Source organism: Rhodoferax sp. GW821-FHT09E07, from assembly GCF_059416145.1.
In genome coordinates this window covers 1-11,899 of sequence record NZ_JBWKOP010000014.1, presented here as the reverse complement: position 1 = coordinate 11,899, position 11,899 = coordinate 1, and the positions used below count along the sequence as shown (strand labels likewise).

The window sequence follows — 11,899 nt, the reverse complement described above, 5'->3', positions numbered from 1 at the left end:
GCCTTTCTTTCATACAACTGCGCCTGCGATGCGCGTAATCCGATTTCTACCGCTGGAGTGTTGAATTCCGCTGAACCCTGACCCAACGGGGGTGCGGCGTAAAACTTGGACTGGTTATGCCGTGATCCCGAGACTCGCCCGGTATTCGATGGGACTGAGTGAGCCCAGAGAGAGCTTGATTCGCTTTTCGTTATACCAGCGGATGTAGCAGTCAACGACCTGGATGAATTGATCGATTGATATGCCCTGCCAGTTCCGAGGATAGAACAGCTCTGTTTTCAATCGCCCGAAGAAACCTTCACAGGCGGCGTTGTCGGGTGACCACGCTCTGCAGATGTTTACATCCGTGGTGCAAAACAATATCCGTACCAACGACACACTGGCGCGTTGGGGTGGAGAGGAATTTGTCGTGTTGTTCACAGATACGGATGTATCGGTGGGTGAGGCTTGTCTGGAAAGAGTTCGCGCCAAAGTGGCCGAGATGGAGATGCTTGTCGGAAACGATTTCTTGCGGTTGACAGTCTCCATCGGTGTCACCGAATACCACAACGGAGAGGCAGTGGAAAGAGCCTTGGCGCGCGCAGATGCTGCACTGTATGTAGCGAAGGCGCAAGGTCGCAATCAGATCGTGTGGGGTGCCCCATCCCGATAGTTGATTGTTTTAGCAAACGTCTCGTGGGTCCGATGGCCACTCGAAAATGAGATCTATTCGACAGTGCAGGCCCGCGGCAATGCATCGATGCATTAGCTCATGTTGACAGTGGCCGAGTGCGGCGGCGATTGTCATGGCATCCCATCTGTGCTCGTCAAGCAGTTCATCTCCCTGCTGACCGCAGAAATCCGCGGACGGCAGTACCTCAATAGGAGGCGAGGGTTGACTCAAAAGCGGTACGCGCGAAGGACTTGGATCCATAGCCATTGATAGACTTGAGGAGCTCACATGGCAATGGGTGGCGTCTTTGAACAAGAACAAGTGGCGGGTTTGAGTGGAATATGCATTTGGGTCAGCTAGCCGGCATTGCCCGTATGGCGATCGTCACTGAGTGCTGACTGTTCAATTTTTGCTACTAGCGATGGAACCAATCGTTCGCTGGCACCGGCTGCGATACAAAGAGCGAGCAGCATCGCAAACCGGCTTCCGGGAAACTGAACGCCTCCAAAAATGAGTCCGCCTTCAAACAGCAGGGCTACAAATAAAGCGCCGATGAGACCTGCTCCGATTCTTGATAGACCTTCAAGCTGATGGATGTGTTTGCCCGCATTCGCATCCATAACGAGTCGACTAGCTCGCGTAGTGGTAGATAAAAGCGCACCAAGTGCACCGCAAAAAATTCCGAGAGACGCCTCAAAGGCCGTCCGACCTATAGCCGCAACAGCACAAGTACGTGTTAGCCACAGCAGCACCAAGCCCCCGGCGCAGCCTCCCGTAACCTTATAGGCTGCTGTGAAGTACCACTTCCATGCTGTCTCCATGTTGCGTGCAGCGATTTCGCGCTCCACTTCTTCTAGAAGCGCCAAACAATCTGATTTTTGATCACCCGCAAGGCAACGTGCCAAGCCCTCGGCGATCTGCCGACGGACGCTTCGGAGTGAATTCTGATCTTCAATGAATCCAGACCTCGCTTCGAGTAGTGCCATCCTGTTGGAGATCTCACCAAAATGCTCCACAGGTTTGTGCTCGTCCGTAGTGCTCCACTGAATAGACTGGTCAGTCGCGACGTAGACAAAATACGTCTCTGTGCTGAGAATTAGATCCTGAATTGTCTTGTTCAGTTCAGCATGATGGTCCCCACTCTTCAGACGGTAGTGATTGTCTTCAACCAAATTCTTGTTTGGTGCAGCTGCGCCTTCAGTCTGATCACTCATGGTCGCATGCCAATCACGAGTTGCTGCTTGGTCAGGCACTTTGGCAGTACGGCTTCAGGCGATTGTTTTTCCTTGGAGTCCCGAATCGTTGCCACCCTAGCCTCTGCATGAGCGCTTTCAACTGTCTTGAAATCGCTATGCTGATCGATGGCACGCGCTGCTGCAAGCAAATGCCCTAAGTACAAGGCTCCTTGTGGGGTGTCGTACGACTTTTCCCCAATCGCACATGAATAGAGCCGTGCTTGCTGGTGAATGGCTTCCATAATCCGGTCCTCATACTTGCGTCGAACTGAAACAGATTCGGAAAATGAGGCACTGAGTGAGTCAAGCGCAATCGATTTGCGCACCTGTTCCGCTACCGCCCGGCAACAGTCATAAATTGACAACTGTCGTGGCGCAATGTCTTGGAGCTGTGATTCGGAGATCGTTTCTCCAGCTCCATTCAGCTCAAGAATGGTTTGCCGCTCTTGCCCCCCATGCCCGCTGAAAAGGACGAAGGCATAGTCATTGGACTCTCTTCTAGCGACTTCGAGCTTGCGAAGAAGCTGATCTTTACTTGGGTTTTCAAACACTTCAATTTCGGTTGAGAACCATCCGCCTCCAAACTGACTACGTAGAAAAGTACTAGTGCGCTCCAGATCTGTCTTTACACCCTGAAGGCCATGTGTATTGCCAATTAATATTGCTTTCCGTTTCATTTTTCTCTCCCAAAAGAATAGATGCGCATCACTTCGCCAGTGCTCCTCTTGATCTGCCATATGAGCGACTGGTTCCGGCAACAGGCCAAATGCTACTGAGCTTGGCCTAACTGCGGTATCCCCAATATTGGGGACAAGACAAAGCTGAGGCAGCTCGGTAAACTTGACAAGCCTAGGTCGAGACTTCGATGGGACATCCCGGAGCCTGGCTCACCAACAGCCATCGACTCGATTGCCTGATGGCGGCCAACCGAGTTATGCGACATTCCGCCTATATTTGGCGCAGGGAGAAAAAAGTGGCGTTTAACGTCCCCATGGACCGGCTCGGGTTTTTTGATGAAATAGAGCATCGATTCCGACTGTTGCTGCACAAGGGCATCATTACCGGCATCGACCAGATCCGGCTGAGTGGCTGGTTGGCGAATTTCACATCATCAGAAGACAAGTACCTGGCTGCACATGTGTTGAATGGTCTGACCTATAGATCAGACGCCATGGTGCGCAGCTCCTTCCACCATCTTGTGCACTGTGATTTGCCGCGAGTGCTCCATGCTTTAGCGAGCCTAAAATTCCCCGATCTGGACGCCTTTGAAGCCGCTTTGCGCGATGGCGATGAATCTTCTGCCATACGCTTTGTCGCCGTCGACGGAACCTTCGAAGAAACCCCGGGCAAAAGCGGCGCGGTCGTCATCAGACAGTTCCGACGGCATCTGGGCGTCTCCAAGAAGCTGATGTGCCGCCCGGAGAACCTCGCGACCTTGCCTGACACCGTCCGTGCCCTGGTGTTTATCGACGACATGGTTGGTACTGGACGGCAATTCCAGACATTCGCCAATTACTACAAGCTCCGAGACCAGGTTGGTAAGCGGGCGCTTATTTACTGCCCATTGCTGGCCTTTGACGCAGGCATTCAGAAAATCACTGACGCACTTCCTTGGCTCGAAACCCACCCGGTCGAGATTCTCAGCGCCGGCCATCGCTTCTTCAGACCGTCAGACAAGGATTCACAACTCTGGGGCGCTGACTCAGCGAATCTACTGTCGGACGTGCAAGCCCATGTCACTGAGTTGTGTCGTCGCAATGGTCTCCCTGTCAAGACCAAGCATTCGCTCGATTTGGTAGTCGCTTTCGAGCATGCTGTTCCAAACAATTCGATGCCATTGCTGTCTATCAAGACCGCGCGCTGGCAACCCTTGTTCGATCGCTGAGGAGCGTTCATGTCCATCCTTGCAGAAGCCTTTCTAAAAAACCGCGCAGAGCAGTTGCCAGCGGATGTGTCGGATCAATTCATCGTCCCACCGTTCTTCGGCCGTATCAGCATCTTTGCGGACACCAAGTCCGTGCGAATACTCGGCGGCCGGGGTTGCGGGAAGACCATGTTCATCCGGCACTTCTGCCATAGCACAACATTCAGTCCACGCAAACGGCAGATCGAAGATGAAGTCCTAAAGAGCGTAGGTCTCTACCTTCGACCAGACACTGGTTTTTGTTCGCTCATGACGACAGCCTGGCTCGGTGAAGAAGAGGCACGGATGGCGTTCTCGCACTATGTAGCCCTGCAGCTTTTGGCCGAGGTACACCAAGCTGTGGACAACATGGCGCGCGCCGATTTGAGTGCGGGCTCTTTAGACGTGCGCGCGCTGCCCATTAGTTCTGCATTGGCGGTTCAGTTTTCGAAACAAGTAGCCGTGGTGGGTGAGCTGGGTGAGTTTGTGGAAGAGAAGCTCGCCGAGCTGGAGTTATGGGTTCGTAACCCGAAGCGATGTGAGGCCCCAATCTTTCTGTCGTTCTCTTCGGTTTTGCCGCGACTGGCCGAGGACATGGCCAAGAAATTGCCTCGGCTGAAAGATCTTTCTTTCCGCGCCTTCATCGACGAATTTGAGAATCTGGGCGAACATCAGCGCATGATCATCTGCGACGCGATCAAGCACCCGAGCCTTCGCCTCGCCGTACACATTGCGCACAAGCGCGATGCGGTCACTGATTTCAAGACAAGCAGTGATGAGCGCATCGTTGAGTTGCACGATTTACGCAAGATTGACTTGGAGCATTTGCTGTCGGAAGAAAATGAGTTTGAGTTGCTTGCGGCAGAGCTGTTCCTGCTACGCCTCCACCTTGGGGGGGTGAGTTTTGGATGCGATGCATTTGATCCGGACCGTCTCCATGATCCCGCACACCTCGACTACCGGCTCTCGGACAAATATCGTCGCGCCGTTGTAGGACGCGTTCGTGAGCTGTTGCCGAGCCTGACCTCCACCGAGATAGCGCATCGGGTCATGGACGATGAGCCACTCAAACGGCGCTTGACGGACATGATCGACAAGGGCCTAGGTCGTCATAATCTGCGCGCGAATCTGAAGGGGGCGACGCTCATCGACCCAGCTAAGGCGCGGGCCAGTGTGGTCTTGGGTGCATTGCTGAATCGCACGGGGGATCCTCAAGCCGTTCTCAATGTCTTTAACGTCCTTACGGATGACAGGAGTGGCGACGATCCGTTCTACAAGGTGGGAGGATGGATAGACAACAACTTGTATGGTTGTCTCTTCCACCTTTATGCAGGACTGCCGCAACGGCCCAATCTCCTTTACGCCGGGTTCTATCGCTTTTGCCAGCTATCGAGACCCAGCCTGCGATACTTCCAAGAACTATGCCATGTCACTTTGCTCTTGGCGTTTCAGCGCTCGGAGCGCAATGACATTGAGCCTGTCAGTTATGAGTTTCAGGCGCAGGCGGCGCGACAGGTTTCGGATGCCATGTTTGAGGATGTGCCCCAGCTCGGGCTGCATGGCGAAAAGCTGCGCGAAATGGTGCGCCGACTTGGAACACTGTTCGAGGCCTTTAACCGACGCGCCGCACAGAGTGAACCAGAAATCAACCATTTCTCGATTGACCATTCGGACAAGGCTGGCTTGTCGGAGGCTGCTGTCCACCTCCTCAAAGAGGCCAGGACTTGGTCCGTGTTGTATGAGGAGCCGGACACCAAGAGCAAATCCGACTATGACATTGCTCAGTCTGACTGGGTGCTGAACCGTATCTTTGCGCCACACTTCAGTGTCAGCTATCGCAAGCGCCGCAAAATAACGCTGAAAGCGAGTCAAGTCAACACCATTCTGTGTCACTCGCCCCAAGCGTTCGAGTCGCTCCTCAAAGAGATCGTAGCCCCCGAGCAGGAAACGCCGGGTTCCACCAGACAGCTGTTCTGAGGGCTTCGACCATGAAATTTATCCGTCAAGACGTGGTTGCTGAGGCGGCCTTGGCTAGCGAAAAGGGCACCTTCGACTTCGCGTTCTATGGGCGCGAAGACCTAGATGACCGCAGCAAATTTTCTGCACCACAGTCGCGTAGCCTGGCCCGCCGGTCAGCCTTCGTTCAGTACGATCCCCAGCGCTTTGAGCTGATCATCGATGGAACCTCATTCCGCTCCGATGAACTGGAGGACATTCCGCGCAAGTTTCCTGCGTCAAGCATCGTCATTGACGCCACAACAATGGAGTTTCCGGAAATCGCGTTGATCCTACGTGCCTACCGCAAACTATCATTTCAGCCAGCAAGATGTGTATTCATTTACACCGAACCTCGCGAGTATGTTCGCCGTCCTGCGGGGGAGTCCCCGGCGCCGGGTTCCGCTTTCGATCTCAGCCTTGGGTTCCGGGCAAAGAATGCGATTCCCGCTTTTACGCCGCTGCTTTCAGGCGGCAACAAGGCGCATCTGGTGGCCTTTCTTGGCTTCGAGGGTGCACGCCTTCTGCGAGTACTGAGCGACGATGATGGCCACTTTTACACCGATGTGACAGTCGTCTTCGGGACGCCCCCATATCAAGCCACCTGGGATATGCACGCATTGATGGCCAACACACGGTTGATCGAGCAGTTCAGTCCTGGTGTTCGCTTCAGCGGCGCGAATAACCCCCGCGGGGCATACCTGCTTTTACAGGAGGTTCATCGGGGTCTGGACGGAAGTCAGTGCAATCGACTGGCCGTGGCGCCGTTTGGAACCAAACCTGCCGCCATTGGCGCTGCTCTGTATTGTGTTGAGATGGATCGTATGCGTGTTGTGTATGACCACCCTGAACGCAAGGAAGGTCGTACGCGAGGCGTTCATCGGACCCATTGGTTCGAGATTGAATGAAGCCACCCTGCCGGATCAGGCCGGCACGGGCATCGCCATCAAAGCACCCACAGTCAGATGTTTCGCGCAGGATCCATGCGCCGCACTGCGGCGCCAGGCTTTGCCTTCTTCGCTGCTGATCCAGTCGAAGACCGAGACACGTGTCTGCTGAGGTACTACGACGCGATACACCGCCTCTGTGAATGCTCGGCGACCCTTCGCCACAAAGGCGGCGCGGTCTATGCAGCGTGTTCCTACCCGAGGCACCAGAATGTTGCCGGCTTCTGCTGTCTGAAAAGCCCCCAGCGGCTCCGCTCCAAACGCAATGTCGCCCCTGGTCTGAGGGAAGTCGCTGGTGTGAAAGTGCTCAATGCCCAAGTCTTCGAATTGATGCCGAGAGCGGCTGCCTCGGACAATGCGCGCGCCCAAGTCTTCAAGCGTCGTGAATCCCGTGCGTCGGGCCAAAGCCTTTGTGAAGTCTTGGAACTCGTGATGTGCCAGATCCATCCGATGGATGGCTTCGGTACGACTCACTCGTCTGGAAACTGTCAGTTCGAAGTCCGTGCCAACAAGTCGTCCGAGAGTGACATTCGCCCCGCGTGTCTGGCCGAAGCGTGCGATGAGCAAAAACGACTGAACCTCCGCACGCTTGTCGAAAGTATCCGCCGGGAGCTCGTGGCATTCAATCTCTGACGCCGAGTCGATCAGGGTCTGACGGAACGTAGCCAATGCAGGATCCTGGACGATAGGCGCGGCAACGATGAATGCGGCCTCACCAGGTCTCTTGAGACGCGCCAGTGACTCGAGCAGAAAATACAGGTCAAGCCTCGCCCACGCATTAATTTGAGTCACCTGCGGATAAAGGGCTTTCAGACGCGCTTGCGCTGCTGGGGATACCGCACCCACGCCAAAGGGAGGGTTGCCAACGGTACAACTAAAGCGGCGATTGCCAAGTACAGCATCCAACGCGTCGGGTTGCAGCACATTGGCAAAGTGCAGCTCGGTAGGCGTCGGAGTTGCGCACTTGGCGGCTAATCGGTGATCAAGCTCGACGGCGACATAGTGATCAATGGAGTGTGATGCGACACAGGCCTCCAGCAATCGCCCAGAGCCAGCACCAAGTTCCAACCAGTCACCACCAGGAACGGTAATGCTCTGAGCCAAGCGGGCGGCCAGTTTCTCCGGTGTCAGAACCTGACCTCGAAAAACTTTTGCAGACTTGATCGATCTGTAGCGCATTTCCAAAATTATGCACATAATTCTGGTTATGGCAACAAAAATTTCTACTGTGACATTCACGGATGCTGAGGTGGACTGGTTGAAGTCGAAGGCTATCTCGGATGCCGCCATCACCGCATACCGTGGCGAGGTCGCTCGCTTGTCCACCTTCTGCGCTTCGATTGGTATTGTTGAGATATCCCACTTCGAGCCGGAGCACTGGACAGCCTATGTCACGTGCCTGTCGACGGATCGCTCGGCAATCTCCAGTCAATGGAAGCCGCTGAAGCCTTCTAGCGCACTGCAGGCTTTTCGTATCACAAGAGCCTTCTTGGTGCACTGCACAAGATCTGGGTGGCTGAATTGGGATCCGCGTGATGTCGATGCTTCTATCCCTACCGCAATGAGCTCCGGCGAATTGCCAACCATCGGAAAGTCGCTTTCACCATCCCTGCGCGAGGTGCTTTCCAACGCCCCCCTTGCCGCAGATGAGCAGCAAGCACGCAGGTTCTTCGCACTGGGACTAGGGTTTTGGGGAGCTATGTCACCGCGCGAAATGGCGCTTTTAAAGGTGCGAGACCTCCGGATTTCGCGCGTTTCAGGAGAGGGTACGCTTACCTGTGGCAGTCGGCCGCATCCCGTTGTCCTTCCCGTTGAGCTCGTGGCGCTCTGGAGGCAATATCAGCGATGCCGTCAGGAGGCATCGTCTCGAAGGATCAAGCCGAGTTCGGCCCTGATTTCCAACTTGAGAAGTGGCGATTCATTGTGCACCTGGTCCATCTGGGCATTGATGCAGTCTGGCAGAGACAACAAAAAAGAAGTGAAGGAAGCCATCAACCCGCGCATACTCCGCTCAGCTTACGTCGAGGGCACAACACGACATGCAGCCCGCGACATAGGTATTGTCCGAAATCAAACAGGGCGGCGTGTGGACATTTCCATCGAGCTGAGTGCTCTCGCGCGCCAACGCATACTTGGCTCCCTCCACGAGGTTACGCTGGCGAAGCTTCGCGAGCCACTGCGGATAACCTAATGAAACCGATATTGTGTTGATCAGAGGTAGGAGCAGCAAAGGGGTGTTGAATTGCGTTGAAGTTTGACCCGGGGTGGGTGCGGCGTAAAACTTGGACTGGTTAAACCCTGATGTCAGGGCTTGCCCGGTACTCGATGGGACTCAGTGAGCCCAAGGATATCTTGATCCTCTTCTCGTTGTACCAGTGGATATATGCATCTACGACTCCAATGAATTGATCAACAGAAACATTCTGCGAATTCCTCGGGTGGAGCCTTCACGCGTCGAGATTAGCCAGTTTTCCAGCAACCACTTCGCTTCTGTGGGCGGCAGTGCTGCTCTGCCCGTTTTTGTTCGTCGTCGTAGCGGCGTGGCGGTCGCGAGCTGGTGACGGATTGGCGCTAAGCGGGACTAAGAATCAAATCTATGAACTGTGGCCAATCCAACGCTGTCATGAGTTCACTGCCTAGGAAGGATGTTTTTCCCACACGACGCAGGGCTTGCCAATGAGGTGTGCTGCCGAAGGCTTTTATGGCTTGAATTTCCGTGTTTGAGAGTCGTCGGGGTGCGCTTCCTGATGGTTTTGACAGGTCCCGATTGCCTACGACCGGCCCGGAAAGAACAAACTCCCGTGCCCACATAGAAGACTCTACAACCCATTGTCCCAATGGAGTCGTCAGGGTGGTGACCAAGTCGGTCGCTTCATCTTCGGTCAAAGCCTGAAATGTCTGCGCAAGCAATGCGAGCAGTTCAGGCTCGTTGGAGCTCTGCACTTGCGCAACCAGTGCGTACAAGGGATACACCCCGATGAAGCCACGACTCGCCAGATCAACCGCGCTCCCACGCCAGATGTCGTGATGCAAAGAGCAGCGATGACGGCGCCCCTCACTCCAGGGAATAGAAGCTGAAAACTAACAAAAACAGCGGTGCAATATAAAGCGGATCTAGCGTTACTGCGCTTTTTCACCGGCAAACTCAGGTGTCCTAGTTCGATGAAGCCAACCGTCCTCCCGCTTGTATCCAAGGATAAAGCGAGACTTCGTGAGCCATCCAACGCTGAAGGCAGTCAGCCCAACAACTTCGATCCAGAAGGTGAAGTTCCAAGGGCTATAGATGTCAAAGTGCAGCGCAGGAATGAAGCTGATAAGTTTAAAGAATATGGCGACTGAAATGACCACTGCACACGTCCTGTAGACCCGATTCCTCAACCTCTTCCACGCAGGGTCTCGCTGTTCATCCGGATCCCCGGTTTCTTCGGTGAATCGACACCACAGCATGGCGGCCATCATCACGAACAAGATTGCCGCCGCCCCAAAATGGATCTTTGAATATGGCGAATTGCAAGGGACTAGAGCTACCAGCCATGCGGTAATCCAACTCAAAGTAGCAATTGTCCGGTCGCAAATATTGTTCTGATGCCATCCACGGTAGGCTGAAAGCAACACACCGATCGCAAACATGGCGCCGACAAAGCAATTGCGGGTGAAGTCGTTAAATTCGTAGTATTCGCTTATGGACGGAGCGGCGAACCAATCCAAATGCGCCCCCAAGAAAGGCCTGCTAACCAACCCCAGAAGCACAAGACCCGGGCCGATCAGCAAGGCTATGGCGCCAACGAACAAATTGATCGTCCGAGCTGACGTTCCCTGGATGTCGTTTGGATTGACGGTCAAGTTTTTCATATTGGCACTCAGATAACTAAGAGCTGCTAACAACTCTCTTCGAACCTTGCTCACGGAGACCCCATGAACAATATGGAAAAGGCGGCTACCGCCGAGTTGGCGTTGATGCTACTGAGCTAGCGGGTGGCTGGGTATCCCCAATATTGGGGATAAGACCACACATTCAGTCCCTGTAGTTCCGCCTCGACAGGCTCATCCGTTCTTATTGGGGCGAACTGAACGAATCAGCAAGCTTTAAGGCACGCTTTGCACCTTCTGGAGAGAACTTGCCCGCACCTATCTTCTTTCGAATGTCAGCGGCCAACTGCCGATTCACGTCAACCAATATGCTGGAAATATTCTTCACCATGGAGTTCAGGCTATTGGCCAACTTGGCTTGATCCTCAGACGGCTTGCTGCCGTCCTTATTGGTCGCGGGAGCGACGGCCGCACTGTTCATCAAGGTGATGGATGAAGCCGTCAGGGCTGAGTACGCCTCGACCGAATCCAGGTATTCGTTTTCGTAGAGGCTGCCGCGCGCCTCAAAGGCTTTTTCATACCGGTTGAGTAGCGGCGCCAAAAGCTGCGGAAGATTGGACGTTTCCGAACCTTGTCTGGACCGCTGCCAATAGATGGCCAGCATTTCCTTCATCCGTACGGGGTCCAGGATGGACTTCAACAGGACACCTTTGTCGCCATCCGTGTACCTGATGACCGATTCCGGTGCGCGAAACTGATAGCTCTCACTCAAATGAACATCGGCAACGTAGCTGTTAAACGCATCGGCCGCCCTGGCTTGAAGTCCGGTAGCTAGACATGCAATGGCAAGAAATATTTTGAGTAGTGGCTTCATTGTGTTATTTCAATCCAGGTTTCTTGCAGGGTCCGAAGACCCCTATCTTCAACTTGGAAGTTGTTAGGCCGTGACTGACATTCCGCCGCCGATAAGCTGTGCCATCGCAAAATATCCCGCTACAGCCAGTACGCCCAGAACAAAGGCTCCCAAGAAAGACGTATCTAAAACAAATTTGAATGACAGGAGAAAAGCCAAAGGCACCAGCAACAAGGCTATCGGGCCACCTATGGAGAGGCCAATGACTGCACCAATAGCTCCCAGAAACAATGAGAGAGCTGACCTGAGCAATGTTGCACGGCCAGCGCCGGCGATCTTCGCGGCCAACCAGACTGGAACGGATCCCAGCACAACGAACCCAACGCTCCAAGCTAGCGCTGGCAAACCGGTGAAATTGACTGTAGACACTTTGCTCCCCCGATGCTTATAAATCCATTCGGATGGGGCTCAAACAGCACCCACTACTAAATAGAAAGACGAGAA

At 54.2% G+C, this 11,899-nt stretch carries 12 protein-coding genes and 2 pseudogenes; 5 read left to right on the top strand and 9 right to left on the bottom strand.

From position 1 onward, the window contains the following. Positions 1-114: 114 nt before the first annotated feature. Positions 115-321: pseudogene (locus AC07OE_RS20305) on the bottom strand (IS3 family transposase); the annotation flags it as partial. A 13-nt stretch (positions 322-334) separates the two neighbouring features. Here AC07OE_RS20305 and AC07OE_RS20300 point away from each other — a divergent pair. Then, entirely contained in the window at positions 335-652 is a 318-nt protein-coding gene (locus AC07OE_RS20300; RefSeq protein ID WP_495072372.1) for a diguanylate cyclase, read from the top strand. Positions 653-1,008: 356 nt separating this feature from the next. On the opposite strand, the gene AC07OE_RS20295 is transcribed toward AC07OE_RS20300, so the two are convergent. Both AC07OE_RS20295 and AC07OE_RS20290 read right to left on the bottom strand, forming a co-directional pair. Continuing rightward, on the bottom strand, positions 1,009-1,866 hold the full coding sequence (locus AC07OE_RS20295; protein WP_495072371.1) for a hypothetical protein: 858 nt from the start codon (positions 1,864-1,866) through the stop codon (positions 1,009-1,011). After that, positions 1,863-2,564, bottom strand: a complete 702-nt coding sequence (locus AC07OE_RS20290) for a caspase family protein (RefSeq protein WP_495072370.1) — start codon at positions 2,562-2,564, stop codon at positions 1,863-1,865. Before AC07OE_RS20290 ends, AC07OE_RS20295 begins: the two co-directional genes overlap by 4 nt. Positions 2,565-2,752: 188 nt before the next feature. On the opposite strand from AC07OE_RS20290, the gene AC07OE_RS20285 reads away from it, so the two are divergent. Genes AC07OE_RS20285 through AC07OE_RS20275 form a run of 3 tightly spaced genes read left to right on the top strand, consistent with a single transcriptional unit; the run spans position 2,753 to position 6,693 of the window. Continuing rightward, positions 2,753-3,772, top strand: coding sequence for a phosphoribosyltransferase-like protein (locus AC07OE_RS20285; protein ID WP_495072369.1), 1,020 nt, complete (start codon positions 2,753-2,755; stop codon positions 3,770-3,772). A 9-nt stretch (positions 3,773-3,781) separates the two neighbouring features. Continuing rightward, positions 3,782-5,767, top strand: coding sequence for an ORC-CDC6 family AAA ATPase (locus tag AC07OE_RS20280; RefSeq protein ID WP_495072368.1), 1,986 nt, complete (start codon positions 3,782-3,784; stop codon positions 5,765-5,767). Between the two features lie 11 nt (positions 5,768-5,778). After that, on the top strand, positions 5,779-6,693 hold the full coding sequence (locus tag AC07OE_RS20275; RefSeq protein WP_495072367.1) for a hypothetical protein: 915 nt from the start codon (positions 5,779-5,781) through the stop codon (positions 6,691-6,693). Between the two features lie 15 nt (positions 6,694-6,708). Here the strand turns inward: AC07OE_RS20275 and AC07OE_RS20270 are convergent, their stop codons facing one another. After that, positions 6,709-7,911, bottom strand: a complete 1,203-nt coding sequence (locus tag AC07OE_RS20270; protein WP_495072366.1) for a class I SAM-dependent methyltransferase — start codon at positions 7,909-7,911, stop codon at positions 6,709-6,711. 28 nt (positions 7,912-7,939) lie between these two features. Here AC07OE_RS20270 and AC07OE_RS20265 point away from each other — a divergent pair, with 28 nt between their 5' ends. Further along, positions 7,940-8,923 carry a site-specific integrase gene (locus tag AC07OE_RS20265; protein WP_495072365.1) on the top strand — a complete coding sequence of 328 codons (984 nt, stop codon included), beginning with the start codon at positions 7,940-7,942 and terminating at the stop codon, positions 8,921-8,923. A gap of 100 nt (positions 8,924-9,023) precedes the next feature. On the opposite strand, the pseudogene AC07OE_RS20260 reads toward AC07OE_RS20265, so the two are convergent. From AC07OE_RS20260 to AC07OE_RS20240, 5 genes and pseudogenes are all read right to left on the bottom strand, one after another. Beyond that, positions 9,024-9,143 (bottom strand): annotated as a pseudogene (locus AC07OE_RS20260) (IS3 family transposase); the annotation flags it as partial. A 160-nt stretch (positions 9,144-9,303) separates the two neighbouring features. After that, on the bottom strand, positions 9,304-9,696 hold the full coding sequence (locus AC07OE_RS20255; protein ID WP_495072364.1) for a hypothetical protein: 393 nt from the start codon (positions 9,694-9,696) through the stop codon (positions 9,304-9,306). Between the two features lie 156 nt (positions 9,697-9,852). Beyond that, positions 9,853-10,584 carry a hypothetical protein gene (locus AC07OE_RS20250; protein WP_495072363.1) on the bottom strand — a complete coding sequence of 244 codons (732 nt, stop codon included), beginning with the start codon at positions 10,582-10,584 and terminating at the stop codon, positions 9,853-9,855. A gap of 202 nt (positions 10,585-10,786) precedes the next feature. After that, positions 10,787-11,416: a hypothetical protein gene (locus tag AC07OE_RS20245; RefSeq protein ID WP_495072362.1), complete on the bottom strand. Its 630-nt coding sequence runs from the start codon at positions 11,414-11,416 to the stop codon at positions 10,787-10,789. A gap of 63 nt (positions 11,417-11,479) precedes the next feature. Beyond that, positions 11,480-11,824, bottom strand: coding sequence for a hypothetical protein (locus AC07OE_RS20240; RefSeq protein ID WP_495072361.1), 345 nt, complete (start codon positions 11,822-11,824; stop codon positions 11,480-11,482). Between the last annotated feature and the right edge of the window lie 75 nt (positions 11,825-11,899).